Origin of the sequence: Streptomyces sp. CC0208, assembly GCF_003443735.1 — a bacterium.
Taxonomy (GTDB): domain Bacteria; phylum Actinomycetota; class Actinomycetes; order Streptomycetales; family Streptomycetaceae; genus Streptomyces; species Streptomyces sviceus.
Genome location: NZ_CP031969.1, coordinates 8,904,161 through 8,930,671, shown reverse-complemented (window position 1 = coordinate 8,930,671; position 26,511 = coordinate 8,904,161). Strand labels below are relative to the sequence as shown.

Sequence of the window (26,511 nt, the reverse complement as noted above, 5' to 3'; positions counted from 1 at the left end):
CCCGCGTCGGGCGCCCTCCGGGCCGAGGTCGCGCACAGCCCCTCCAAGAGGCGCTGCACCGAACGGGCAGGCATGAACTTCTGTGCAGCGCGCAGGCCCGCACCGCTCAGGCGCGGGCCTGGGCTCAACTCAGTGCGTCACCGACCAGGGCGAGGTCCTGGATGGCCGCGAGACCGTACAGTGCCGTGGAGTTGCTGCTGATCCAGGGAGCGTCGGTCCCGGCGTTGAGCACGGTGGGACCGTTGACCTTCGTGGTCGTCCATGTGGTGCTCGCGTCCGGATAGCCGTCGCTCGCCGTGAAGTTGCGCCAGGCCCGCTGGGCCAGCGCCTCCTCGCCGGTCAGTTTCGCCGCGTAGGCGTCCAGGCGGGAGTGCCCCTGGACCAGGCTGACCTTGAAGCCCGCGCCGTAGCGGGCGGTCTTCTCGGCCGTGGTGGCGTTGAAGTAACGGCAGTAGTCCAGCCAGGCGGCCCGGAAGCCGGGGATGTCCTTCTCGTCGACGGCGTCGATCAGTTCGGCGGCCAGCTCGGGCAGGCCGAAGCTCGCGGAGAGGTGGGAGACGTCGATCACGGGCTTGCTCTGGAGGGCGAAGGCGCCCGTGTCGAGGTCGTACAGGCCGCTGCCCTGGACGAAGCCGTTGGGCTGGGCCGCGATGGTCGAGGCGCTGGCCAACAGCTTCTTCTTCGCCGTACGCCACTGGGGGCCACGCCGCTCCCACTCGGTCCACCAGGCCCAGCCGAGCCCGCTCCAGTCGGTACCGAAGCCGATGGACAGGGCGTGCCGGTCCCCGGGGACGTAGCCGTCGGTGCGGACCTTGCGCTGGGGGTCGAGGCGCAGGAACGTCTCGTCCGCGTCCACCTGGGCGTGCATCAGGTCGCCGGTGCGCTCGTCGGCGGTGAGGTAGTAGAAGAGGCGGCGGTAGACCGGGGTGGAGATACGGACCTGTTTGGCGCTGTCGCCGAAGTGCTGGACGCCGTGCCGGGTGCCCAGACCGGCCCACTTGCCGATGTGGTAGACGTCGACCTCGCCGGTGTGGCGGGTCATGGCCTCGGCGAAGCGGAAGATGTCGGCCCGTCCGGAGCGCAGATAGGCCAGCCACAGCCACAGGTCGGTGGAGAGCTCGGAGTTGTCCCAGGCGTAGCCGCCCACGTCGTAGCACCAGGTGTGGCGGTCGGGGTCGTAGGTGTGCTGGACGTCGCCGTAGTCCAGGAAGCCGTACCAGCGGCGCTGTTCGCGCTGGTCCCGGTAGTAGGTGAAGAGCAGGTCGAGGCGGTCCTCGATGGTCTTCCTGGCGGGGGTCGAGCGGTCCACGGGGGACCAGAGCCCGGCGAAGACGCCCGCCTTGTGAAGGGTCTCGGGGGCGGCGACCAACTGCGGCGGGGTGGTCAACGCGTCCTTCTGGGCGACCAGGGTGCCGGCTGTGGGGGTGGCGGAGTTGGCCCACAGGTAGAGCTCAGAGGTGCGGGCGATGCCGTACGGGGTGCCGAACCCGGGCTCGTAGTCCTCGTAGGTGATGGCCAGTCCTGCGGTCTGCTCCTCGTAGGTGTCCTGGCCGAGGCCGTCGTGGTAGAAGCGCAGGTCGAGCGGCTGGGCTTCGGGCGACCACAGCCAGAGGGTGACGGTCGCCTCGTCGGAGGCGGCGTCTCTGATGTCGAGCTGGGCGGGGTGCTTCTGCCAGAAGTCCCGCAGGCCGAAGGAGAGTCCTCCGCTGACCCCGCCGACGTAGCCGAAGCCGGGGGCCCGGGTGCCGCCGGTGGTGTGGACCCAGCCGTGACCGGCCTTGGTCCGCTTGCGGACCGTGAAGCCGTCGGCCGAGAGCTGGGCGAGGGTGTGGTCGCCCCAGGCCGGGACGTACTGCAGCGCGGAGGAGACCCGGGTGTCCCAGGTGGAGATGTCCGGCAGCTTTTCGCCCTTGACCTGCGCGGTGCGCACGGCCGCACCGGGGTCGCGGCGCAGGCCGGTGACGCCCTGGACGGCTTCGGTGAGGAATCCGTCGTCGGCGCCGGCGAGGCGGACGTGGCGGTTGTAGAGCTCGTCGGTGAGGGGGACGCGGATGCGCAGGCCCAGGCCCTTGATGAAGTCGCCGTCGTCCTTGCCGGGCTCTTGTGTGCCGTCGTAGGTGAGGGTGTGGACGACACGGATGGCCTCGGACCCGGCGTAGAGGTAGAGCCGGATGACGAAGGGCAGCCAGGAACGGCTGCCGCGCTCGTGTCTGCCCTCCAGGCGGATGACGGCGCGCACCGGGCCGGACTGCTCGACGGTGACGGAGCTGACGCGGCCGGTGAAGCGTTCCCACCGGGTGCTGGAGCCACTGCCGTCGTAGTCGTCGTCGATCTCGGGTTGGCGCAGGACGACCAGTTCGGCCTTGCGCGCGATCTCGGTGCTGCCGCGCTTGATGGTGCGTACGACGTCGTGTGCGCCGGCCTTGGCGATGCTGACCTGGATGACGCCGGTGTCGACGTCGATCGTGCCTCCCTTGGTGTCCACGGTGAGCGCGGTGTCCGCTTTCGCGGGCGTGCCCGGGGCCAGGGTGTAGGTCTCGGCGGTCCTGGTGGTGGCGCCGACCGCGTGAGCGGTCCACTTCAGGCTGCCGTCGGGCCAGTAGGCGGTGGGCCAGGACTGGACGGGGACGGCGGTGCCGTCGCCGGCGGTGAGGGCGAAGGCACGGTCGGCGGGGAGTGCGCCCTGGGGCCAGGCCACTCCGAAGGTGGTGCCGGGAGCCTCGGCAGGGGTGCCGCCCTCCAGCCACGTGAGCTGCACCGGGCCCGCGGTGGCTTCGGCCGGGACTGCTGCGGCCGGGTCGGCGGCGAGTGCCCAGGAGAGCTGGGTCGCCACGACGGCCGCGGCTGCCGCCTTGAGGGCGTCTCTGCGCGACATCTCAGGCACCGTGACCACCCCCGAGCCGCCAGACGCGGAAGTCGGTGATGTGGAAGTGACTCCAGGTCGTACGGAAGGCGAACCAGCCACTGGTGTAGGCATCCTGGTCGGTGTAGTCGAAGACCAGCTCACCGTTGTCCCAGTACTGGATGTGCCTGCCGTCGGAGACCAGCCGGATGCGGTTGGGCTCGTTCGCGGTGAGCAGCGGCGAGGTGTAGTCGTAGATCAGCGGCCGGGAGCCCGCGACGCCGACGTAGCGGCGCAGACGGGTGGTGGTGTTGTAGTTGGCGCCGAGGCCCGCGTAGTACGTGGTGAGGTGGTCGTAGTCCGCCAGGGCGCCGCTGCGCGCCGTGGCGAACAGGTCCTCGGGGGACCGCGCATCCCTGGCGTTCCAGAACGAGTTCAGGTCGCTGACCCGGTCGTTGGCACCGCCGGCCGAGACCGGGGTCGCCGTGAAATCGATCTCGTACCGGCCCGAGAACGGCCGTTTGAACCACACCGACGCCCCGGCGGGCACGTCGACGTCCAGCACACCGTCCTTCGCCGTGACGCTGCCGCCCTGCTCCAGCTCGGCCCGCCACTGGCGGGTGCCGTGCCGGAAGTCGTCGCGCGCCAGCAACCCGCGGTGGTGCGGACCTTCATGGGACGGTGCGGCGGCGGCGCCGGTGGACAGCGCGGTGGTGACCGCGACCGCGAGGCTCACCGCAACGGTGGCCCAGGTGTAGCGCATCGGAAGATCCCTTTCTGTGGACGGCCAGGATCGTACGGAAGCCAACCGTTCCGATCAGCAAAAGCCACAGAAGTGAAAAGAAGTGTTCATGATCAGTCGAATTCGCTGTCGAATCCCGGATGTCGGGACCGAATGTGACGCCCCATTACAGCTGTGTGGCCATCGGTCGTCGATCTTCCTGCACAGCCCTCGGGGCAGGCAGGCTCGGGGCAGCACCTTTGCCCAACCGCCCCCCGTGTCACAGGAGTTGCCCGCATGTCGTACGACAGCCCGTTGTCCCGCCGTACCGTCCTCGCCTCGGCGGCGGGACTCGCCCTGGCTCTCGCCACCCCGGTCAGGGCCTCGGCCGCGGGCTTCGGCCACACCGACGACGGCACGAACTACGTCGTCGACACCGGTGCCGGCCTGGTCTTCAAGGTCAACCACAGCAACGGCGACCTCTCCTCCTTCGTCTACAAGGGCATCGAGTACCAGGGCTACGACGGCAAGAACTCCCACATCGAGAGCGGCCTGGGCACCTCGACGGTCACCGTCTCCACGCCCGCCACGGGAGTCGTCCTCATCAAGGTCGTCCACGGCACCCTGATCCACTACTACGCGGCGCGCAGCGGCGAGAACAACATCTACCTCTTCACCTACAAGCCCGACACCTCCGTGACCGCCAGCCGCTACATCGCACGCCTGAAGCCCGGCATCTTCCCGACCACCTACCCGGACACCTGGTCCAACTCCGACACCGTCATCGAGTCCGCCGACGTCTTCGCCAAGTCCGACGGCACCACCCGGTCCAAGCACTTCTCCAACCTGCGGACCATCGACTACGACTACTTCGGCTTCAGTACGTCGGCCGCCTCCGTGTGGGTCGTCCGCTCCAACAAGGAGAAGGACTCCGGCGGCCCCTTCATCCGCCAACTCCTGCGCCACGGCAACGAGTCGGGCGCCGGCCTCTACGAGCACCTCTATTACGCCGAAGGCCAGACGGAGGCCGAGCGCTTCGGCCTGCACGGCCCGTACGTCCTCGCCTTCACCGACGGGGCGGCGCCCACCGCCGCCGTTTCCGGGCGCGACAACACCGCCTGGGTGGACGCCCTCGGCCTCACCGGCTGGACCGGCGCGAGCGGTCGCGGGCGTATCGTCGGCAACGGGCTCGCGGGGCGGGACACTTCGCACCCCTACGTCGTGCGTGTGGCCAACGCCGAGGCTCAGTACTGGGGGAAGGTGGACGCGAGCACGGGCAAGTACGCGGTCACCGGCATCCTGCCGGGTACGTACACCCTCACCGTCTACAAGGGCGAACTCGCGGTCCACACCCAGGACATCACGGTCACCGCGGGCGCCGTCACCACGGTGCACACCCTCACGATCACCGGCGACCCCGCCGCCGACACCGCGATCTGGCGCATCGGCGACTGGAACGGCACCCCGGCCGGCTTCAAGAACGCCTCCCTCGTGACCTACGCCCACCCCTCCGACTCCCGCGCCGCCGCCTGGACCGCCGGCACCTATGTCATCGGCACCTCGACGGCCTCGGCCTGGCCCGCCTACCAGTTCAAGGAGATCAACCAGGGACTCCTGGTCTCCTTCACCCTCACCGCCGCCCAGGCCGCCACCGACCGCACCTTGCGCATCGGCATCACCACCGCCAAGGCCGGCGGCCGCCCTCAGATCACCGTCAACGACGCCTGGACCTCCGCCATCCCAGCCGGCGCGACCGAGCCGTCCACCCGGACCCTGACCGTGGGCAGCTACCGCGGCAACAATCACACGTACGAGTACGTCATACCCGCCGCGCACCTGGTGACCGGCACCAACACACTGCGCATCGACGCCGCCAGCGGCTCGGCGGGCGGCGGGGGCTACCTCAGCCCCAGCTACGGTTTCGACGCCCTGGACCTGCTCTGAGGGCGGGACCGAGTGGGCGAACAGCAGCACCCAGGCCAGGCGTTCGGGGTCCACGCCGGTGAGCACCCGTTGGTCGCCCACCCCAACCCGCCGCTGTCACACGGGACTCGGATCCTGACAGGCTCTTGACACTGAATCGATGGGGGATCAGCATTCAGAAACCTCCCCCGTCTTCGACTCGGTAGCCCCACGTCAGGACGGATGTTTACGTAAACATCCAGCAATCGAACAATGGAGTTCGCGTGAATCGCCTCCGCTCTCGCACCCGTCTGCGTGCCTTCCTGATCGCAGCACTCCTCGCGCCACTGCTGACCGTTTCCCATGGCGCCTCCGCCGCCACGAACGACTTCCGCGGAGTCAACTGGGCGGACAGCCGCGACAATTACGTGGACGGCTGGGTGATCCCGACCGGTCTCACGGCCGGGGACAGCTACGACAGCGTCCGCTCCAAGGCCGACGGCATCATCAGCGGCTTCCAGCAGCAGCTCGGCGCGAACACCGTGCGGCTGCCGATCAACCCGCAGAGCGTCAACTCGGACTGGTGGGGACGGTACAAGGGCGCCGCCGACTCGGCCCTGTCCCACGGCATGAAGGTCATCTTCGGCTACTGGGAAGCGAACAAGGACGGCAAAGTCGATGACATGAACGCGTGGAACACCATGTGGGACAAGGTCATCAGCGACTACGGCAGCAACGGCAACGTCTACTTCGAGCCGATGAACGAGCCGTTCGGTTACAGCCTGAACGACTGGGTGTCGCTCTGCTCGTCGTGGCTGTCCCGGCATTCGAGCACCCCCCGCGGGCGGGTCCTCATCAGCGGCACCGGTTACAACGACAACGTCACGGGCGTCGGGGCGGCCAGCGCCCTGAACGGCACACTGCTGTCGCTGCACTTCTACGGATACTGGGCCTCGGACACGACCCGCTCCGCGTGGACCACCAACCTGAGCAACCGGCTCGGCTCGTACTCGTCCCGCACCATCATCGACGAGGCCGGTGCCCCGATGACGACCGGGCTGAACTACTACGGCGGGAACCAGGACGGCAACACCTTCACCGCGTACTTCGCCGCCACCACGGATCTGACGAGGTCTCGTCAGATGGGCGTCGTCTACTGGCCCGGCCTGCGCTCGGGTGACACCTATTCGATCACCCGGCAGAGCGGCAGCGGACTGGCGGTGAACAACTCCTCGGGCGTGGCACAACTGCGTTGGGGCTGGGGACTGTAACCGGACTGACGGCGAAGGGGGCTTTCCGCCCCAACTTGACGTTCTTCGTCACGACCGTGCGCCCCGACGGCTGCCGAGTGTGGGCATCCGTCGGGGCGCCGCAACGTCCTCCTGCCCTACTTGCGTCCTCGCCTCTTCAGAATGAAGGCGATGACGAAGCAGACGACGATGAAGGCGATGACCCAGCCGGTCGCCGGCAGGTAGTCGTAGCGTCCTGAAGTCTCGGCGGTCATCATGGACAGTCCTCTTCTCGTGGGTTGTGCGGGGGACTTGGGTCAGCCGCCTGCGATGCTGTCCTCCGTATGGTTGCCGAGGACCTCGCCGAGCGCGAGGCAGCCCGCCGCGGCGAAGAACCCGGCACCACCTGTCGCTATCCCGGCGGCACCGGCGAGCGCGGTGCACGATGCTTCAGCCGCCGCACCGACCGCCGCTCCCGCCACGACGCCCCACAACTTCCTGCCGTTGCCCTCCTGGAAGGCCAGGCCGCCTTCGGCGACGGTCTTGAGGTCGAGGAGCTTGCTGGCCGTTTCGACGAGCCAGTAGGTGCCGCTGGGGTCGATGCGGTTGAGGGGATCGCCTTCCGCGTACAGGTAGGGGTTCTTCTCCTGGCCGGAGGGGTCGGGTTGGGTGAAACGGCTGATCTGTGGGTCGTAGTACCGGGCGCCGAAGTGGTACAGACCCGTGGGGTCCTGGTAGCCGCCCGTGAACCGGTAGGGCTGGGGCACGGATTCGGTGGTGCCCGACCGGCTGATCCCGGTGGGCGTGTAGCGGTAGGTGTTCACCTGCTTGCCGCTCTCGTCCACCAGACCGGTGACCGACCCGAGGGCGTCGGTGAGGTAGTAGTAGTTCTTTCCGCCGGTGGTCAGGGAGTTGAGTGTGCCGCCGGGTTCGCGGATGAACTCGGTGTCCTTGCCTGCGGTCGTCTGTCCGGACAGGCCCAGGGGCCCGTTGTGGAAGACGGTGCTGCCCATGCGGGTGCGTTCACTGCTGTCGGTGCTGGCGTATTGCGCGCTGTACGTGGTGTCGCCGACGGTCAGGGACTTCAGCTGGCTGAAGTCGGTGTACTGCTCCGCGGTGCGGGTCGCTGCGGTGGTCGGGGCGCCCGCGGTCTCGTTGCCCGCACTGTCGTAGGACCAGTTGGTGGTGATGCCGTTGCGGGCGACCAGCTGGGAGGCGTCGTTGTAGGTGTAGACCGTGGAGCCGGGGCAGCCGGGGACGGAGCCCTGCGAGAGCAGGTTTCCGGCCGGGTCGTGGCAGTACTGCCACGAGGTCTTGCGGCCCGACGGCTCGATCTCCTCGGCCAGGGAGGCCCGGCCGGCGGAGTCGTACTGGTAGGTCGTCCTGGTGCGGGACAAGTTGTCCGTGAGCGAGCGGATCTTGATCCCGTCAAGGGTTTCGGTGCCGGCCGTGTAGGCGTAGGTGTACGACAGGTCACTGGTGATACGACCGGACGGCGCGATGTTCTTGATGTTGTTCGGGCGGCCGGATCCGTCGAGGGTCACCGACTGCACCGTGTTGCCCGGATAGGTGGTCTTGGTGCGTGCGTCATTGTTGTCGTACTCGTACGTGGTCTTCTTGCCGGTGGGCCCGGTCAGCGAGGTGAGCCGGTTGGCGGCGTCCCACTCGTAGTCGGTGACGCCGCCGGGGTCGGTGTACGTGTCGACGTTGCCGTCGGCCGTGTACGCCAGCACGGTCTGCGAGCCGTCCTGGAGCGTGCGGATCGTCTCCCGGCTGAGCGCGTCGAACCGGTAGGTCTGGATGCCTGTGGGGTCGGTGCGCGTGGTGAGGTTGCCGTCGTCGTCGTAGACGTAGGTCACCGTGGACTGCGGGCTCGTGACCTTGGTGACCCGGTCACGGTCGTCGTAGGTGTAGACGGTCTTCACACCCCGCCCGTCCGTGGCGGTCCGGGTGCGTCCGAGCGCGTCGTACGTGTACCCGGCCGGGCTCTGCGGGGCGGGTGGTGTGGCCGTGATGAGGTTGCCCTGTCCGTCGTAACGGAAGGACGTCTTCTTGCCGTTGGCGTCGGTGGCCGAGCAGGTCTGGCCCTGGAAGCCGCCGCAGGTGGGGGTGGCCTCGTTGTGGGTGAAACTGCGGGTGCCACCCCCGGTGCCCGTGGTGGTGACGGTCTTGGTGTTGCCGGCCGTGTCGTAGCTGAACTCGGTCTTCTCGCCGTCCGGGCCGTTGGCGGAGGAAGGCACGTCGGCGCCGGCGATGGTCTGCCAGCTACCGGTGGCGGTGGCACCGGTCGGTAGTTTGGCGGAGGTGGGATTGTTGCGGGTGTCCCACCCGTACGTGGTGATGTTGCCACCGGGGCCGCCGTTGCCGGTGCCCATCGCGTCGGTGGCCGTCTGCACCAGGTGGTCCTTGTAGGTCTTGGACCGCTCGTGCTTCAGTCCGTCGACGGTCTTGGTGACCTCACCGTCCGCGGTGTGGTGGTACTCGCTGGTGTCCCCCAGCGGATCGGTGACGGTCGTGACGCCCGCGTCGTGGTGGGTGGCCCCCGTGTAGGAGTACTTGTACGTCGGGCCGGGGCCGCCGCCGGTCTCGGAGTAACGGCGCAGCGAGGTAACCCGGTCCTGGGCGTCGTAGGTGAGTACCGCGGACCTGGACTCCGACGTGGTCAGCTTCACCAGTCGGCCGTCGGTGTCGTAGGAGAAGGCCGTCGCCTTGCCCGCCGTGTCGACGGTGCGGACCAGCCGGCCCGAGGCGGCGTCCACCTCGTACCGGGCGGTGCGTCCGCTGTTGTCCTTGGCCTGCCAAGTGGTGCTGGTGGAGCGGGTCAGGTCGATCCACCGGCCGGAGCGCGTCTCGGTCAGCCTGAACCCGGCAGGCGCACCGGAGGAGTCCTGGTGGGCGGCGACGGTGACCGCGCCGTTGTTGCGGTCGCTGACCTTGGTGAGGCTGCCGTCAGCGGCGTAAGTGTCGGCCAGGCCGGAGGAGCGGTCGGTGAGGGTGTAGGTGCCGTCCGCGTTCTTGCGCAGGTCCTTCGAGTAGCCGCCAGGAGTGGCGAAGGTGCCGTCGGCGTTCCTGCCGTACTCGACGGTCGCGCCGGTGTTGTCGTAGTGGACGACCTGGTCGGTGAAGGACAGGTCGAGTCTGCGCTCGTACCCCAGCCACCACTGCGCGTCGACCTCACCGTACGGGGCGTCCAGGGAGTTGTACGTGCGGGTGAGCTGGAGGCTCTGACCTACGCCGGCGATGTCGAAGTCGGTGGCGGCCAGCATGAAGTTGCCGGTCGAGTGGTCGATCCGGCCGACGAGGGCGTCGGTGATGCGGAAGTCGCTGATCTGGTGCCAGGGCACGGCGCCCTGTCCCTCGGGCACATAGCGCTGTGGCTGCAGAGCGTCGGAGCGCTCGGGCGCCGGCTCCTGCCCGCGTAAGCGTCTCTCCTCGCGCTGCTGCCAGGCGCGTTCGCCGGAGTCGGGAGCAGCGGAGGGGACGGAGTGCGGAGGTCTGGTGACGCCGGCGCGCACGGCGGGCATCTTCGCGGGCGTGGATCTGCCCCAGTGCGAACCCGGGGTGTCCGTGGGGCTCGTGTGCGGTGCCGCTGCGGCCGGTGCGACGGTTGCCGTCAGAGCCAGAGTGACCAACACCGAGGTCAGTGGCAGTGCGCAGTGGGCACGGAGACTTCTCCGCCGTCGACGAGGGGCGTCCGGTGACGCCGGGAATGACGGATGGTGCATTTTTTCCCCCTTGCGGAGACGAGTTCGGCAGTCACGCCGAGGAGGCCAAGAGGTCACACCCTGACCGAACATCGGCCAGAGGCAATATGCGGCACGGACGGTTGGGTCGTGAACAGGTCATTGTTCGGGGCGCTTTTCATGGCGCGGTGCAGGTGACGGCGGAAACGCCGTTCGAGAATCGCTCGGACCTCCCTGTTCAGGACGGCGAAAAACGGTCCCCGGAATTCTCGGTTCCATGACGGGTGGCGTTGATATCAAGTTTCTCTTGCTGCACCACCAAGGGGTCGTGATCAGGGGAATGCTTCCGTCCTCGCCTGGCCGTTGCTACGGTGGGCATGGACCGACGTCGAAAGAGGAGGAAGATTCGTGCGTAAGCGCTTATTCGTGACACTGGCTGTTTCCGCCGCGTTCTCCGGTGTGCTCGCCCTCTCGCCCGCCGCGTCAGCGGAACCGAACCCTCCGGGATGCGAGAAGAGTTACTTCTGCATATACGCGGGCGAGGGTCAGACCGGCCAGTTGCTGGTGAAGTCCGCGGGCAACTGGACGGGCAGCGTCAGCGGCAGATCCGTCTTCAACAACGGCGTAGAGTTCCCAGGTGAGGACCACATCGAACTGACCTGGACGTACAACGGCGGTACCTATGAGGACTGCCTGCACTACAACCCCGGACCCGGCGACTACAAGTGGAACTTCACCAGTGGCGTGGTGTTCACCAAGGCGGTCTGGCGCGGCGAATGCTGAGGTGATTCCGTGCACTCTCCGGTGATCCGACGCGCTTTCACCCTGGAAGCCGGGGAATGAAGCGTCGGACTCACCGGGGTCGGGGCAGACTCATGTCGGTGGCGACGTTTCCGCATAGGCAAGGGTGTTAGTACGGGAGGGAAGAAAATACCGGGGAGCTGTCAAACCGTCGGCATACATGACTGTTTGCCTCGTGCGGCAGATTCCGCCCCGATCGCAATGCGACCCCTCCTGCGGTCCTTTCCGACGGCGTCCTTCCCTCCGGCATCCCGGAAAAGACACATGACGACGCACACCCCGGGCTTCTCGTGCCACCCGTTCCTGAGAATAGAACACGTCTGGTGGCACAGGGGAACTGTTTCGGTCCTCGCCGAAAGAGGAGGACCTTGGCAGGATCCGGCTGGCGCCGGGACCGGATCCCGCGTGGGAAGCCCTGCCCAGTCTTCACGTTCTCGGCAGCCGTGATATCCAGTCCCGATCTTCCGGGTGCGCCGCTGGTTCACGGCAGCCGCATCGCCTCGTATCAGCGCTGGGCGTGTGGCAGGCAGCGCGGACCGCTTCCGGGCTTTCGACTGCTGAAGCCAGTCCTGCCGGAGCCGTTCGCGGAAGTGTCATGCTTCCGGACGGAGTTGTACTCGGACGGGCCGGTGCGGACGCTGGCGGACCTGGCGCTCGCGCCGGAACACCACCGAGGCCACGGCGCTCACTACGGTGGCCTCGACCAGGGACGAATCGACTTCGCCCGGCGACGCCGAGCCCGTCGTGAATCCGGTCGGCGGTGCCTTCCGGCACCAGGATCCTCGATGGCTTCCGGCGGTGTCAGGTCGAGCCCGGTCCCGGCGACGAAGCCCTCGATGAGCCCGGTGTCGTACCGCATGCGCTGGTGCAGATCAGCGTGGCCGTCCAGACCCGCTTGGTGTCGGCGGCGGTCACCGCCACCACCGTCGTGCGTCCGCGCCGGCCCCAGGTGGCGCTCTTGGGGCGCGTGCCGAAAGTGGATCAAGATACTTGTTCTGGCCCTGGCATGTGTCATGCGATGCTCACGTCGTGACTGATCAACGCGAGGTTCTCATCGTCCGCTGGCCAGGCCAGGCCCCTTCCGCCCAGGATGGGCTGGCAGATCTGCTGGCGGCCTACCATCTGCAGACGCAGGCCGAGAAGGGTGAGGCCGTCGCCGGTGTGGAGGGGTTGCCGGACCGCTACCGGGTGGAGATCGCGGACCCGCAGGCCGTGTTCGTTGACGACGTCGTGCTGCTGGCGTTGAGCGGAGACACCGCGGTGGGCTGCCTGGTGGTGACCGCCTCTGTCGACGGACGGTCCGAGGTCAAAAGACTCTGGACGGACCCGGCGTTCCGAGGGCGGGGCATCGCGTCCAGCCTGGTCAGCGCCGCGCTCGTGCATGCTGCGGAGAGCGGCGTCCGCACGGTACGGCTGTCGGTGTGGAAATGGCGGGCGGGCGCGATCGCTTTGTACGAGCGGCTCGGATTCACCGTCACCGAGTCGTGGGACGAGCGGGACCAGTTGGTCTGCATGGAACGAGCGGCGTGAGAGGTCACAGCCATGCGTTGTTGTCCGCTACGAGGACGGTCGCCTCGTAGCGGACGCGAGCTCGTCACAGCGCGTCGCCACGGCACGGCGTCTATTGAGCGATTCATGCCGCACTCCCCTGCATGCCGGGCCTTGTAGTCCGCCGGGTCGGACTTCGGCGGCGGCCGCCATGGGAGCCGCGTTTCATGCGGTTGCGGGTGGTCGGCCTCGTCCGGGATGGTGCAGCGGATACCACATCGGCGCAGGTAGGCGCGGTTCTTGCGGAAGGCGTACGCGTTGTCGGCGCGGACCCCAGCAGGACGAACACGCGGCCCGCCCGGCCCCAGCCGCGGGACCCGGATGCAACCCAGGACGACCTGGAATTGCGAGGAGTCGCCGCGTGCCGACACACTCACACCCGATCGGCCCCGAACATCAGCCACCGCAGCGCGTCTCCGCCTCAAGCAGGGCCCGGAAGCTGCGCGGGGCCCGGCCGGTGAGCCGCTGGACCGCGTCCGTGACGCGGTCCTCCGCCCCCGCGGCGATCGCACGATCCATGTCGGCCAGCAATGCGGCGAACTCCACCGGGATTTCCGCCGTGAGGCGATCGCGCATCTGCTCGTACGTCAGACGGCGATGGACCACGGACCGGCCGGTGACCTCAGTCATGATCCTGGCGATGTCGTCGTGGCTGAGCGCCTCGGGGCCGGTGAGGACGAGGTCGGTGTCGGGGGCCCGTTCGTCGGTCAGAGCGCGGACCGCGACGGCTGCGATGTCCTCGGCGTCCACGAAGGCGACGCGACCACGTCCGGTCGCGGTGCAGATGGTGCCTTCGTCACGGATGCTGCGGCCGTGCGCGTGCGCGCCGGTGAAGTTCTGCATGAACCACGAGGGTCGCAGTACGGCCCACTCCTGGAACAGACCGGGCAGGGCCTGGTGCACCGTTCCCACCGCCGGGCCGCCTGCGGGAATGGCCGAGGAGCTCAGGAGCACCGCGCGTCGAACGCCGAGGCTGCGGGCCTGCCGAAGGAACGGCAGCATGACCGCTGCGGCCTCGGAGTCACCTACCGGCGGTATGAGGTAGACACGGTCGACCCCGTCGAGCGCGGAGGCGTGGGTGTCGGGGGCGTGCCAGTCGAAGGGGACGGGCTCGGCGTCGGCGACCGGGGTGCCCCGCCGGCTGGCGGCTTTGACGCGGTGGCCGCCGGCTGCCAGCTGTGCGGCAGTGCGGCTGCCGGTGGTTCCGGTGGCGCCGATGACCAAAGTGGTGCCTGCGGTCGTCATCGGCCGCTCCCCGCGAAGTCGGTGCCGGGTTCCTGGAGGGCGAGGGGGTTCCAGTAGTCGCGGTAGGAGGTGATACGCCCGTCTCGGACGGTCACGACGGCGATGTAGGTCATGTCGAAGGGGGCGCCGGTCTGCACCAGGCGACCGACGCCCCGCATCTCGACCACGATGGTCTGCGGGTCGGTGGTCTGATGGATCCGCAGGTCGGGGAAGCCGTGCAGATCTATGTGGTCGGGATAGTGCCGCATGTAGGCGGCGACGGCCTCCTTGCCCACCAGGCGCTGGGGCCGGCCTGCGGGCGCGAAGGGGAACTCCATGAGGCCGTCCTCGGCCCACAGGTCGACCCATGCGGGAATGTTCTTGTCGAGCAGCAGTCGCAGGCTGTGGCGGTACAGGTCCACCGGCGAAGTCGGTGCGGACATGGGTATCCTCCAGTTCACGGAATCCGGACCTTGGGTCCGCTTCGACGATACGGACCTCCGGTCCGCTTTGCAAACGAGGGAGCACCATGCCCGAACGCAAGTCCCGCAAGGACGCCGTCCGCAACCGGGAAGCCGTGCTCACAGCCGCCGACACCCTCTTCGCCGGCCGCGAGAGCCCCGGCGACGTCACCATGGCCGACATCGCCGAGGCCGCCGGCGTCGGCAAAGGGACTCTCTTCCGCGCCTTCGGTGACCGCGCCGGCCTGCTGCGTGCGCTGTACGAGGCACGGCTCGACCCGATCAGGGAGGCCGTCGAGTCAGGCCCGCCGCCGCTGGGACCCGCGACCCCTCCGGGGACCCGCGCTATCGCCCTGCTCGACGCCCTCCTGTGTTTCAAACTCGACAACCGACGCCTCACGCTCGCGCTGGAGGCGGGCGGAGCAAGCACCAGCCCGTATCAGCCGGACCACTACAAGGGGTGGCACGGCTTGCTCCAATCCGTGCTGGAGCAGATTCCCGGCCTGCCCGACGCCGACTTCATCGCCCACGCCCTGCTCGCCGCCACGCGAGCCGACCTGGTCGAGCACCTGGCCGGCGAGGAGGGCGTCCCGCGGGAGACAATGCGGGCTCAGTTGGCGGACTTCGCCACCAGGGTCCTGGGCCCGGGCCCGGTGCCGGAACCGAACGCCGAGGAATGATCGAAGATCATTCCTCTCAGCACGATCCTCCTGACGGCGCAGCACCTTGCAGGGCCCCACCCACCGGCCACCTCGCCACCGAAGACACCTTCTGGAGACAACCGTGTCAGTGGCCGGTCGCATACTGACGCCCATGCAGATTTCGGCGTACACACTCAAGCGGGCCTGGCACCAGGTGTCCGCGGGCTCTGACGTGCTCGACGACGCGATGCTCCCGCCCATCGGCACCTCACCCGACCAGTACGAGCGGCACGTGGGCGAGTCGCACGGTCGTCTCTTCCTGGTCCTGGACGACGGCGGCACGGTGCACGGCCACATCGGTCCCTATCGGGAAGTCTTCGTCACGCAGGACCTGGATCAGGTGCTGTACTTCGCCGCCGAGGACGCGGTCCGCGAGCTTGCCGAGCACATCGCGGCCCGGTCCCCGGGTCACGGTCCGGTGGCCAATCTCGTCTCCGGGCAGGCCGAGCTGCTGGACCGGATCAACCCCGCCTGGGGCAGCCGATTCCGCAACGGCGGCATGGACGGTACGCGGCCCTCCGCTGCGTGCGGGCGCGACCCGCTGGAGCGCCTTGCCTGGATCGCCGGCAGTTGGCGCGAGCAGGACCCCTACACCCACCTCGCCTTCTTCCGTGGCGAGAGCATCAGCGCCGAACAGATCGCCCTGCTTCACGGCGCCGACCCCGCACAGATCGCCGCCGGGACCCGTCTTGCGGATCTGCGCAGCATGGACGGCGGGACGTTCGACCACTGGGACATCGTCTGGGAAACCTGCTGCTACGGGAAGGCCGGCGACTGGGCGTTCCTGATGTACCACGAGACCCCCGGCTCCGGGCCCGATCTTGAGGCTCTCGCCCGGCTCGGTGTCACCGAGGCGGTGCACCTGAACGCCACCTCAGCGAAGGCCATCTACACCTTCGACTACATGCGCGACGGCCGCCGTGTCGATGACGACTGGGGCGTCCTGGAGCTGATCTGGTACGACCGAGGCCGCGCCCCCTACTTCCGAGGGGGTCAGCTTGACTTCCTCAACCAGGCCATACGCCGTGCCGAATTGGACCACCCCGAACTCACCAGCGAGTTCGAGCTGTACTTCCACGCCCTGGAGGACGCTTTCGACCTCCAACTGCCCCGGCAGGACATTCAGGAGGGAACGGTCCGGGCCGCGCAGTGGACACGCCGCAACAGTTGACAGTTCCATGCTGAGACCGCGTTCCGGATCTGCCGACCAGCTTGCCCCGACGGGCCTCAGACCCCAGCAGTCAGGTCGTAGCCAGCCATGCCAGGTACCAGTCTCGGAAGTCCGGCCCGGGTGTCAGGCCGCCCCAGTCGGGATCGTCGAGCCAGACCTGGCCAGCGTTCCTCCCCGTGACGACCAGCCGGTGGAACATGCCGCAACCGCGCTCCCCGATGACGAGACTCCCTCCGACCGAGTAGTTGGCATCACCGTTCTTGCCCGGCCCCGGCCACTCGGTGGTGTGCGGAAAAGGCGTGGCCAGGAAGCCCACGCGTCGGCCCTCTTCTCGAAGGTCGTGCAGGGCCTCGTCGTCGTCCACTTCCTCGGTAAGGCCCAGGAGCCCGTAGTCCGGTCCCGCTCCTCCGTCGGCGACATCCTTGAGGAAGCTGCGGTAGGAAGCGGGGAGCCGGACATCGTGCTGCTGCTCGAACAGCCGGACCGTGTCCTCTGCCAGAGGAGGCCGAAGCCGATATCCATGGTGTGAGGACCCGAACCGCTGATGCCCAGGGTCTCGCCGGGACATGGCGGCGGTACGGGCACGGACCGCCGCGCCGTCCCAGAGCCCGCGACGGTCGGCCTTGTCACTGGTCACAGCGACACGGTACTGGCGTTCTGGCGCGTCACCGCAGCTGGGGAAGGGGTTTGGGGCCAGGACGATTGGCAGGTCCACCCCGCGCCAGGCGGCGACCCATGACCCCCAATCATGGCCCCACGGATCACGGTCTCCGAGTAGGCCGAGATGCTCTCATAGTCGCGAGCCAGGTGCCGGTGGGCAGTGATCGTTCTTGGACTCCGGCCGCTACGACGTGGACCGCCAGGAGCAAGCCGAGTGTGTCGGTGACGAGGAACCGTTTGCCAGCTTTGGCCTTCTGCCTGCATCGAAGCCCCCGTGTGACCGCCGGAACCCCGGAGTGTGTCGGCGGTGCGGACGGACTGTGAGTCGAACCCGACGGACGACTCGGCACTGCGCCGCTCGACTGAACGGACCCTCCTGCGTAGAGCTCCATGGATTCGCTCGACAGTGCCGTCATGGTGCCACCAGGTGCACCACGTAGAAGATCGCGTCCATGATCCGTCGCCGCGGATGCGTACGCCCTGAGACCGCCCCGTCCACGCCCCCCCGGAGAAATACAGACGTCCGGCTGGAGTATCAGGGCAGGAGAACCTCGACAGAGATCGCCGCTGCCAGCACAACATAAACGGAACACGCAGCATAATTCAGCACAGCCGTCGCTCTTGTTGAGCCGGTGAGTCGTGCCTGAAAAAATCCCGACAACACGCCAATGGACCCGTAGAGAATTATCTCCATCAGGACGTTGATTGCACCAAGAAGAGTCATCTGCAATTCGGGGTTCTCTGCACCTCCTATGAACTGCGGGAGCACTGCGAGGTAGAAGAGAATAATTTTCGGATTCGTCAGGCTGACTAACACTCCTCGCAAATACCACCTCCCTGTCGCGATGTCTCCGTGTCCGCTGACCGCGCGACGCGCACTTCGCATTGTCACGTACGCCAACCACAGCAGATAACCTGCACCCAGTATTCTCACGGCATCAAGCACCGATGGGTGCGATCGGGCGATCTCCCCCATCCCGGCAACAACGGCGGCGGCATAGACACTCATGCCTGTTCCTATACCGAGGATGGCTCTCACCGCGGACAGGCGACCACCTTCAAGACCCACTGCGAGCATATAGGCCATATCAGGCCCGGGCGGAGCGAGAAAGAGCAGGATCACCGCAATATAGCTCGGCAGTACTGTTAAATCCACCATCGTCAACTACCTCCGGCTCTGGCGTGGCATGCCAGGAGCCCCTCGACGCGAGCAGTGCTCGATCGGCGCCGAGTCGCCCCAGTCGGTGGCCGGAAACCTGCTTCTGACCTCGGCGAATCCTACGAGAGCGCCGAGTCGACGCAGAACCACCCATGACGGTTCTAACATGGTTGCACTTCGGGCGGCAACTGGCTAAGGTGGTTCTGTGGCTACTGTCTATTTCCCTGATTTCCGCCTGGGTAAAGTGCTGGCGACCAGCTTCACGGGGACCCTGTCAGAGCGTTACGGTGAAACACTGGAGCGAATTCCTGTACCCTCTCGCCTCGCAGACTGGTTGGCAGTCCATGGACTCGAGGTGGACTCCTGCACTCAGCTCCAACTTGACCGGGCTCGAGAGCTCAGGGAATCAATTCACGCAGTTGCCACCGCCGTTGCAAATCACAACCCGCTTCCCTCTTCAGCCGTCCAAGTCATCAACTCCTGCAGTACTCAGGGTTCAGCCACGCCGATCTTGACGGCAGAGGGCGGCCGGAAATGGCGGCTGAGCTCATCTTCCGTAGAAGATGCGCTCAGCGTGATCGCCGCCGATGCGATCACTCTCCTTGCACGAGAGCGAGAGGGAAAGCTCTCCCTGTGTGCGTCGCCCACGTGCCGAGCCGCTTTCTTGGACACCAGCCGAGGCGGCACACGGAAATGGTGCGACATGAACACGTGTGGAAATCGCGAGAAGAAGGCACGCTTCCTCGCCAACAAGCGCAATAGCTCAAGCCTTGCCGACTGAGCATTTTTCCAAGTGGCCACTCGTCGGGTGACGGGGCGGCCCTCCCGCACCGCGGGAGGCTCCTGTGCCGTTGAGAGAGGGGTTCGACGTCTCAACTCATCAACGCAAGAGCCTCGTTGGCTCCCGATGCTGCCGCACTTTACCTCCCACACGCCCTGGTCTTGTGGGTAACCATGATCATCGTTGGCTTGGTCTTCCTTCGCCGGAGCGACACACTCGCGCAGAGCGCCGCCGGTTTCGGACTATGCGTCGGCACTGCCCACGCCTACGTCACCGCCGTCGTCAGCCATCTGTCCCGCAGGGCGCCCATGCTGCAGCAGTGCCGCCAAGGCCTGAACGTGCGGGTCGTTGCCGACCCTGCGGGCAAGTTGGTGTGGATCTCACCCGCACTGCCCGGCCGCCCACGACCTGACCGCGGCCTGCACCTTCCTCGCCGAACGCGCCTACACGGGGGCCGGCTCATGGATGACCACGCCGATCAGATGCCTTCCGCGCCCGGACCTCACCGCGCCCCCCAGCGGACGATCAACCGTGCCCTGTCAGCGGCACGAGCACCGGTCGAACGAAGCGTCGCGGGACTGAAGTTCGCAGAGCCCGCTGCAGCCCCCACCGCATAACGGGGTCATGGCCACTGCGCTCCTCACTGGTTTTCCGGCCTTGACCAGCCCGCTCGGTGCGGTACGGCGTTGAGGCCCGGGCCGATCCTCTGGGGTGCGGCGCTGGTCGGAGAGCCGCGCGGGGGGCGGCCGCGTGCTACTTGCCCAGCACTCTGTCCGCGTTGGCCACCTGGGTGCGGATGTCCCGTTTGATCGCGGCGAGTTCCCGTGTCTTCTCGCTCATCGCCCGCCGCTGGTAGGCGGCGTCGACGGAGGACCAGATCCCGATCACGTTCGTCCTGCGCTTGCATTCCACGTCCTTGCCGGCCACGGCGATCTCGGTCTTGGTGGCCGTCGGGCCCGTGAACTCGGCGCCCTTGCCGGGGGCCCGGGTCGGATCCGCGTACACGTAGCCGTACTGCCGCATACAGCGTGACCAGGCGCGAAAGACCCTCACCACCCGCGGATCCTTCTGCGAGTCGCGGTAACTGCCGATGTTGATCGTGCCGACGAGTTCCCGGTTGCCGATCTTCTGTGGGTCGCCCGACAGGGCCGTCGTGGCCTCCCCCTGGCATCCACCCGCCGGGACCGGGCGTCCGCGCTCGTCCTTCGCAGCCCGTGTGCCGTCCTCATGGAGGCCCGTCAGGACCAGCAACTCCTCCGGCCCTGGGTTCGGCCCCGGACTCTTCTGCTTGGTCCTGCTCGGCACCGTGCCGGGAGCGGGGTGGTAGCCGTAACGGGCGGCGAGCCGGACGTCCGTAATCCCGTACCGGTGTGCCGTGTTGGCCGGATTCAGTGTGCCGGTCTCTGGTGCGGCTTCCGCGGGGACGGGCCAGCGGTGGCCGAAACGCTCCATGCAGGACGCGGTGAGCACGGCCCGCGCCCGGAACAGGCGCCCCACCTGACGGTCGGTGAACAGATAGGGCTCGATGGGCAGGACCAGCGACCCGACGTCGAGCCGCGTCGGCACGCCGGCCAACGGGGGCAGCCCCGACGCCTTCGGCCGCGGCTCGACGGCCTGACCTTCCGCGCAGCCCGCGACGACGGCGGACAGGACGACCAAGGCCCCGATCCGCCCTGCCAGCTGTGTGGTGAGCGCCCGCATGTCCTGTCCCCCTTGTGTGTGCGGCCGTACGAAGGGCCCGTCCGCGTTCGTCGCGAACGGGCCCGAGCCGGTGTCAGCCGACGTACCACCAGCTCAACGAGGCGTTGTTGTTGCGCACACCGTCGTTGAGCTGCCGGGCGTTGCCGGGGTAGAAGTCGTCGTACGGGGCGCTGCCGCTCGCGTTCTGGTTCTCGTTGTAGTAGATCCGCGCGGCGTGGGTCGCGTCGTTGTTCCAGGCGCGGTTGACGTTGTTCTTGACCCGCAGGCCGTGGCCTTCGCCGCCGGCCGCGAAGGTATGGCCGGCGAAGTCGTCCACCCAGCCGTAGTACTTGCTCCATGAGCTGTTGGCGGACGCGCTGTAGTAGAGGTAGATGTTCCCGTCCCAGGCGGCGCGCTTGGCCTGGGCGGGCGCTGACGACGCGGCCTGGGCGGACGCCGGGGCGGTGGCCAGGGCGGTGGTCCCGGCGACGAGAGCTGCCGCGACCGCCAAAGAACCGCCCATTCGACGTGCAGATGTCACGTGTGTCCTCCGTTTGCCTACGGGCGGCGGCGTAAGCCGTCGGCAGCCTCTGTCGCCGTACCCCCGTGGTGACTGGCTCTGAAAGTACGCATGGGCCGGCAGGGCGAGGGAGCACTTTCGGTCCTCGCCGAAACACCGGGGCTGGCGAAATCGCAGCTATCGCGCCCTGCGTTCATAGGGGAGAGTGAGACACCTGGGGTAGCAGCCTTTCGGGGGGAAGCTGATGCTGCGTATCCATTTCAGTGCGGAAGACCTCGGCCGGATTCGGCTGGCCACAGGACCAGATCCCGCATGGGAGGCTCTGCTCAGCCTTCATGTCCTCGGCGCCTCTGGCACCGATGCCGAACTGCAGCGCTGGGCCACCCGAGTCCGGACGACGTTGAACGTGACTTCTCGGCCGCTGCTTCATCTCGTTCCGTCCCGTGGGTATTCGCCCGACTTCCTGACACCCGCCGAAGGCACGACCGACCCGGACGCCGCCGTCGACATGATTCTGTCCACCTCCCCGGCCCGCCTGCGGTCGGACATGGCGCTGCTCGGCGCGGAGCGGAAACTGCCGTCGTGGGCGACCGCGCTCGCCTCGGGCGTGCCCGCGGCCAGACGGGGTCTGGGCAGGGCCCTGCGCCACTACCACCGGCAGGCGCTGCACCCGTACTGGACGCAGATCAGCGCCTCGGTGAACGCCGAACGGGCCCTGCGCGCCAAGGCGTTCCTGGCCGGCGGGACGGACCGGCTGCTGAGCGGTCTGCACCCCGCCGTGCGCTGGCGGGCACCGGTTCTCGAGATCGCCTATCCCCGGGACGGGGACCTGTACCTCCAAGGGCGGGGGCTGCGGCTCGTGCCCTCGTATTTCTGCCGGGAACAGCCCATCACCCTGCGGGACGGCTCCCTCGCACCGGTGCTGGTGTATCCGGTGAGCCAGGGCGTCGGCGTCCTGCGGCCCCACAATGTCGCGGAGAGGGCCGGTGCGCTCGACCGGCTTCTCGGCCGCACCCGGGCGGCGACCCTCCTGGCGATCGCGGAGGGGGAGAACGCCACCGGCGGCGAGACGGCCCGGCGTCTGGGCATCTCGCCCGCGTCCGTGAGCGAGCACACGACGGTGCTGCGTGACGCGGGCCTGATCCAGAGCCTGCGCGTGCGCAACACCATGCGCCATACCCTCACGCCGCTCGGCGCGGAGCTTCTCGGCCGCACCGCGCCGCCACCGGTCGGTTCACTCACCGACGTCCGCCCGCCCGTGAAGGCCCCGGCACGCATGGCCTAGGCGTGCGGGGCCTTCACGGTCGCCTCAAAGCGTGCTGTCGTCTCCGTGGCTGCGCACGATCTCCTTGACTTTGGCCACCGCGAACCCCCAGCCCTGCTCGACGGTCGGCTTGGCCGGCACCGCGATCTCGTCCGGGTTGGTGAGCACGTCGAGCAGCACAGGACCGGGGGTGTCGAAGGCGCGGCGGACGGCCTTCTCCAGGTCGGCGGGGTCGGTCACCCGGATTCCGGCGATGCCCATGGCGGTGGCTACGGCGGCGAAGTCGGGGTTGTCCAGGACGGTGCCGAACTCCGGCAGCCCGACCTGTTCCTGTTCGAGTTTGACCATGCCCAGGCGGCGGTTGTCGAAGACGACGAGCTTCACGGGGAGCTGGTGCGTCTTCAGTGTCATGAGGTCACCGAGGAGCATGCTCAGCCCGCCGTCTCCGCAGAAGGCCACGACCTGCCGCTCGCGGTCCAGGCACTGGGCGCCCAGCGCCTGCGGCATCGCGTTGGCCATGGAGCCGAGGTTGTAGGAGCCGATGAGTTGCCGCTCGCCCCGCATTTCGACGAACCGCGAGAGCCATACCGTCGCCATGCCCGTGTCGGAGGTGAAGACGGCGTCGTCGTCGGCCAGCCGGTCCACCACGGCTGCCAGCGCCTCTGGCCGGATGTCGTGGGTTCGGTTGTCTAGCGAGGAACGCATTCGGCCGAGCAGGCCCTTGTCGTGTGCCGGGTCGGCCAGCCGTGCCTGGCCCTCGCGCCAGTGCTCGAAACGCTCGCGTGCCTTCTCCAGGTGCGAGCGGTCACGCGCACCGTCCGTCCCGGGGGGTTCGGCGGCGAGGTGGGCGAGGAGGTCACGGACGGTGGCACCGGTGTCGCCGACGAGACCGACGTCGACCGGCACGCGGCGCCCGATGTGGGCGGCCTCGGTGTCCACCTGGATGACGGTCTTCCCCTCCGGATACCAGTCCCGGTAGGGGAAGTCGGTTCCCAGGAGCAGCAGGGTGTCCGCGTCCTGCAGGGCCGACGCGGCGGCCGGGTTGCCGATCAGCCCGGTCTGGCCGACCTGGAAGGGGTTGGTGTCGCCCTCGAAGCCCTCCTTGGCCTTGAGCGTGAGCACCATGGGTGCGGCCAGCCGGTCGGCGAGGGCCAGGACGTCCTCGCGTGCGGCGCGTGCGCCCCGTCCGACGAGCAGCGTGACCCGCTCGGAGCGGTCCAGGAGTTCGGCGGCCCGCCGTACGGCGGATTCCTCGGGCCGGCTGAGCGGGGCGTTCAGGGAGAACCGGGCCGGTCGGTCCGACGTCAGTTCGCGCTCGCCCAGGTCGCCGGGCACGGTCAGGACAGCAACGCCCTTGCGGCCCAGGGCGTGGCGCACCGCCGTCTCGAGCATCTGCGGCAGTTGGTCGGGAGAGGTGATGGTCGCGCGGAACACGGCGACATCGCTGAAGAGGGCGTCGTTGTCGACTTCCTGGAAGTAGTCGGTTCCGAGTTCGGCGAGCGGTACCTGCCCGGCGATCGCCAGGACGGGGGTGTGGCTCTTGGCCGCGTCGTACAGCCCGTTGAGCAGGTGCACGGAACCGGGTCCGACCGTGCCCATGCAGACTCCCAGGGTGCCCGAGAGCTGCGACTGGGCGCTCGCGGCGAACGCCGCCGCCTCCTCGTGCCGGCAACCCACCCACTCCAGGTTCTCGGTGGTGCGAATGGCGTCCGTGAGGGGATTGAGCGCGTCTCCCACCACGCCGAACACTTGGTGCACGCCGAGTTCGCTCAATGCGTCCACGATGACGCGGGCGACGGTACGGGCCACGTGAGTCCTCCAGTCAGACGGTGAATCGGTCGGGATCGGCGGCCGTCCAGTCGGCCGCCCAGGCGGCAGGCGGGTCAGCGAGCAACTGCCCCGGTCCGAGCCACTCGTACAACTCCGCGTACGAGCGCTCGGTGTAGGGGTCGATGCGTCGGCGCAGCATGTGCGGGCGCAGGTCGGCGGGATCGGTGACGCCCATGGACGCCATGAGCTGCAGGGCACTGGCCACGGTCGCTTCCTGGAAGCGCTGGACGCGCGGCGTCTTGTCACGGACGTCGAGGGCGCGGGCGCGTCGGGGGTCCTGGGTCGTCACGCCGGTGGGGCAGGTGTTGGTGTGGCAGCGCTGGGCCTGGATGCAGCCGACGGCGAACATCATCGCCCGTGCCGCGTTGCCGTAGTCGGCGCCCTGCACCAGGCGTTTCACCAGATCGGTACCCGTGGCGATCTTGCCGCTCGCTCCGATCCTGATGCGGTCGCGCAGGCCTGCGCCGACGAGGGCGTTGTGCACGGTGAGCAGACCTTCGGTGAGCGGGGTTCCCACGTGGTCGGCGAACTCCAGGGGCGCGGCTCCGGTGCCGCCCTCACCTCCGTCCACGATGATGAAGTCGGGGGCCGTGCCCTCCGCCAGCATGGCCTTGCACACGGCGAGGAACTGTTGGCGCGAGCCCACGCACAGTTTGAATCCGGTCGGCTTGCCCCCGGACAGCTCTCGCATCCGGGCGACGAAGCGGACCAGTTCGCGTGGGGTGGAGAACACCCGGTGATACGGCGGTGAGATCACCGTCCGCCCCTGGGGCACATCCCGTACCTTCGCTATCTCGCTGTTGACCTTGGCTCCCGGCAGGACCCCGCCGATGCCCGGTTTGGCGCCCTGCGAAAGCTTCAGGGACACGCACTTGACGTGCTCGTGCGCTGCCTTGTCGGCGAACTCGGCAGGGTCGAACGCGCCGTCCTCGGTACGGCAGCCGAAGTAGCCGGTGCCGATCTCCCAGACCAGATCCCCGCCCGGCCTCAGGTGGTACTCCGACAGGCCGCCTTCACCGGTGTCGTGAGCGAAGCCTCCGGCCGCCGCGCCACCGTTGAGAGCGAGGATCGCGTTGGCCGACAGCGAGCCGAAGCTCATCGCCGACACGTTCAGCAACGCCATGTCGTAGGGGCGGCTGCAGTCGGGGCCGCCGATCCGCACCCGCGGAGGCGTCTTCGGCACCGGGCACGGAGCCATCGACGGCACAAGGAACTCGTAGCCGGGCTGGTACACGTCCCGTTCGGTGCCGTACGGCTGCTCGGCGTCGGTGCCCTTGGCCCGCTCGTAGACGATGGTGCGGACGTCCCGGTCGAAGGGTCGCCCATCGAAGTTCCGCTCGATGAAGTACTGCTGCAGCTCCGGGCGGATCCCCTCCATGAGAAAGCGGGCGTGCCCCAGAACAGGATAGTTCCGCAGCACCGAATGACGGCGCTGCAGCAGGTCCACCACACCGAGCAGACCCAGCAGGATGAGCGGGACAGCGGCCAGGCACCACCAGGGCGAGAGACCGGCTGCGGCAACGGCCGCCGCCATGCCGGCGGCCAGAGTCAGAGCGACGATCGCGAAGCGTTTCACCTCTGGCTCATTGCCCTGGGTTCTCCTTCCAGTCCTGCGGTTTCGTCAAGAACCTGCAAGGTACGGCCTGGGGGCATGACGCTGCTGATCGGCGGCCGTTCCTTCAGTGAGTGCTCCTGACCGTCCTGGGCCGGATACCCCCGTGCGACGGCTTCACCGTGCTCCGGCAAGGTCTCCCAGCACACCAACATCAAACTGACACAGGTCGCTGAGCAGACCCTGAGGCATGCCCGGGCAGGGCGCTGCCCGATGGTCGTGTCCGCAGAGTCAGGGCAGCCAGAGCCGTAGGCAGGCAAGGGTGACCAGGGCTTTGTAGTGGCGGGCGCGTTTGTCGTAGCGGGTGGCCAGGACCTTGTTGCGCTTGAGCTTGTTGAAGCAGCGTTCGACGACGTTGCGGCGCCGGTAGGTGGTCCGGTCGAGTCGGCAAAGGCCCTCGCCGCGGCGGATGCGGTCGTTGAGGATACGGAAACCTGCCGTGTGTGCCGCCGGTCAAGCCGGGCCACTCCCCCGAAAATGGCTGCGCCGAGGTCACGCTGCCGAGCGAGAGCCGGCACACGCCCGACTGTCCGCAGTGCACCACCGCCGGGCCGCCGCACCTTCGGGTACTGCGACGGTGGCCGACTCGGTCCCGCCGTAATCCAGGACGTACGGCCGGCCGGGTGCCGGGCGCCTGCCTCAACCGTGCCTGGGTCCTGTCGATCCCCGAGGGCATTTTTCGAGGCGGCCCTCTGGTCAAGCTGACACATCCGCCCTGCCGG

The 26,511-nt window shown here is 68.1% G+C and carries 19 protein-coding genes and 2 pseudogenes; 9 read left to right on the top strand and 12 right to left on the bottom strand.

Features of this window, described 5'->3' with window-relative positions:
- Positions 1-124: 124 nt before the first annotated feature.
- The gene (locus D1369_RS40940) at positions 125-2,884 is read right to left on the bottom strand and encodes a Tat pathway signal sequence domain protein (RefSeq protein ID WP_086023237.1); all 2,760 of its coding nucleotides are present in this window, start codon (positions 2,882-2,884) and stop codon (positions 125-127) included.
- Positions 2,877-3,605, bottom strand: coding sequence for a DUF6250 domain-containing protein (locus D1369_RS40935; protein ID WP_007379360.1), 729 nt, complete (start codon positions 3,603-3,605; stop codon positions 2,877-2,879). The genes D1369_RS40940 and D1369_RS40935 overlap by 8 nt, the downstream gene beginning before the upstream one ends.
- A gap of 255 nt (positions 3,606-3,860) precedes the next feature.
- Between D1369_RS40935 and D1369_RS40930 the strand changes: the two genes are divergently transcribed.
- Together D1369_RS40930 and D1369_RS40925 are read left to right on the top strand one after the other, a co-directional pair.
- Positions 3,861-5,507: a rhamnogalacturonan lyase B N-terminal domain-containing protein gene (locus D1369_RS40930; RefSeq protein ID WP_037898596.1), complete on the top strand. Its 1,647-nt coding sequence runs from the start codon at positions 3,861-3,863 to the stop codon at positions 5,505-5,507.
- 242 nt (positions 5,508-5,749) lie between these two features.
- Complete coding sequence (locus D1369_RS40925) at positions 5,750-6,736, top strand: cellulase family glycosylhydrolase (RefSeq protein ID WP_007379362.1); 987 nt, start codon at positions 5,750-5,752, stop codon at positions 6,734-6,736.
- 275 nt (positions 6,737-7,011) lie between these two features.
- Here the strand turns inward: D1369_RS40925 and D1369_RS44660 are convergent, their stop codons facing one another.
- Complete coding sequence (locus D1369_RS44660; RefSeq protein WP_007379363.1) at positions 7,012-10,218, bottom strand: RHS repeat-associated core domain-containing protein; 3,207 nt, start codon at positions 10,216-10,218, stop codon at positions 7,012-7,014.
- Between the two features lie 567 nt (positions 10,219-10,785).
- Between D1369_RS44660 and D1369_RS40915 the strand changes: the two genes are divergently transcribed.
- Both D1369_RS40915 and D1369_RS40900 read left to right on the top strand, forming a co-directional pair.
- Complete coding sequence (locus tag D1369_RS40915) at positions 10,786-11,160, top strand: peptidase inhibitor family I36 protein (protein WP_007379364.1); 375 nt, start codon at positions 10,786-10,788, stop codon at positions 11,158-11,160.
- Positions 11,161-12,207: 1,047 nt separating this feature from the next.
- On the top strand, positions 12,208-12,708 hold the full coding sequence (locus tag D1369_RS40900) for a GNAT family N-acetyltransferase (RefSeq protein WP_037898598.1): 501 nt from the start codon (positions 12,208-12,210) through the stop codon (positions 12,706-12,708).
- Positions 12,709-13,122: 414 nt separating this feature from the next.
- Here D1369_RS40900 and D1369_RS40890 read toward each other — a convergent pair whose 3' ends face one another.
- A complete protein-coding gene (locus tag D1369_RS40890; RefSeq protein WP_007379368.1) occupies positions 13,123-13,971 on the bottom strand; it encodes an NAD(P)H-binding protein in 849 nt (282 codons plus the stop codon).
- Positions 13,968-14,393: a nuclear transport factor 2 family protein gene (locus D1369_RS40885; RefSeq protein WP_037898600.1), complete on the bottom strand. Its 426-nt coding sequence runs from the start codon at positions 14,391-14,393 to the stop codon at positions 13,968-13,970. Before D1369_RS40885 ends, D1369_RS40890 begins: the two co-directional genes overlap by 4 nt.
- Positions 14,394-14,479: 86 nt before the next feature.
- Between D1369_RS40885 and D1369_RS40880 the strand changes: the two genes are divergently transcribed.
- The gene (locus tag D1369_RS40880; RefSeq protein WP_007379370.1) at positions 14,480-15,091 is read left to right on the top strand and encodes a TetR/AcrR family transcriptional regulator; all 612 of its coding nucleotides are present in this window, start codon (positions 14,480-14,482) and stop codon (positions 15,089-15,091) included.
- A gap of 133 nt (positions 15,092-15,224) precedes the next feature.
- The gene (locus D1369_RS40875) at positions 15,225-16,283 is read left to right on the top strand and encodes a hypothetical protein (protein WP_037898602.1); all 1,059 of its coding nucleotides are present in this window, start codon (positions 15,225-15,227) and stop codon (positions 16,281-16,283) included.
- Positions 16,284-16,353: 70 nt separating this feature from the next.
- Here the strand turns inward: D1369_RS40875 and D1369_RS40870 are convergent, their stop codons facing one another.
- Together D1369_RS40870 and D1369_RS40865 are read right to left on the bottom strand one after the other, a co-directional pair.
- Positions 16,354-16,920 carry an SMI1/KNR4 family protein gene (locus tag D1369_RS40870; protein ID WP_037898605.1) on the bottom strand — a complete coding sequence of 189 codons (567 nt, stop codon included), beginning with the start codon at positions 16,918-16,920 and terminating at the stop codon, positions 16,354-16,356.
- Positions 16,921-17,478: 558 nt separating this feature from the next.
- Positions 17,479-18,102: a LysE family translocator gene (locus tag D1369_RS40865; protein WP_007379373.1), complete on the bottom strand. Its 624-nt coding sequence runs from the start codon at positions 18,100-18,102 to the stop codon at positions 17,479-17,481.
- Positions 18,103-18,307: 205 nt separating this feature from the next.
- On the opposite strand from D1369_RS40865, the gene D1369_RS40860 reads away from it, so the two are divergent.
- Both D1369_RS40860 and D1369_RS40855 read left to right on the top strand, forming a co-directional pair.
- The gene (locus tag D1369_RS40860; RefSeq protein ID WP_007379374.1) at positions 18,308-18,883 is read left to right on the top strand and encodes a CGNR zinc finger domain-containing protein; all 576 of its coding nucleotides are present in this window, start codon (positions 18,308-18,310) and stop codon (positions 18,881-18,883) included.
- A 116-nt stretch (positions 18,884-18,999) separates the two neighbouring features.
- A pseudogene (locus D1369_RS40855) lies at positions 19,000-19,544 on the top strand (hypothetical protein).
- 92 nt (positions 19,545-19,636) lie between these two features.
- Here the strand turns inward: D1369_RS40855 and D1369_RS40850 are convergent.
- Together D1369_RS40850 and D1369_RS40845 are read right to left on the bottom strand one after the other, a co-directional pair.
- Complete coding sequence (locus D1369_RS40850) at positions 19,637-20,584, bottom strand: hypothetical protein (RefSeq protein WP_007379375.1); 948 nt, start codon at positions 20,582-20,584, stop codon at positions 19,637-19,639.
- A 73-nt stretch (positions 20,585-20,657) separates the two neighbouring features.
- On the bottom strand, positions 20,658-21,104 hold the full coding sequence (locus D1369_RS40845; protein ID WP_240436136.1) for a hypothetical protein: 447 nt from the start codon (positions 21,102-21,104) through the stop codon (positions 20,658-20,660).
- 385 nt (positions 21,105-21,489) lie between these two features.
- On the opposite strand from D1369_RS40845, the gene D1369_RS40840 reads away from it, so the two are divergent.
- Positions 21,490-22,368, top strand: a complete 879-nt coding sequence (locus D1369_RS40840) for a winged helix-turn-helix domain-containing protein (RefSeq protein ID WP_240436135.1) — start codon at positions 21,490-21,492, stop codon at positions 22,366-22,368.
- 24 nt (positions 22,369-22,392) lie between these two features.
- On the opposite strand, the gene D1369_RS40835 is transcribed toward D1369_RS40840, so the two are convergent.
- The 3 genes and pseudogenes from D1369_RS40835 to D1369_RS40820 form a co-directional block, all read right to left on the bottom strand.
- On the bottom strand, positions 22,393-24,156 hold the full coding sequence (locus D1369_RS40835; RefSeq protein WP_007379379.1) for a thiamine pyrophosphate-dependent enzyme: 1,764 nt from the start codon (positions 24,154-24,156) through the stop codon (positions 22,393-22,395).
- Between the two features lie 13 nt (positions 24,157-24,169).
- Positions 24,170-25,753, bottom strand: coding sequence for an FMN-binding glutamate synthase family protein (locus D1369_RS40830; RefSeq protein ID WP_007379380.1), 1,584 nt, complete (start codon positions 25,751-25,753; stop codon positions 24,170-24,172).
- Between the two features lie 267 nt (positions 25,754-26,020).
- A pseudogene (locus tag D1369_RS40820) lies at positions 26,021-26,212 on the bottom strand (transposase); the annotation flags it as partial.
- Positions 26,213-26,511 lie beyond the last annotated feature (299 nt).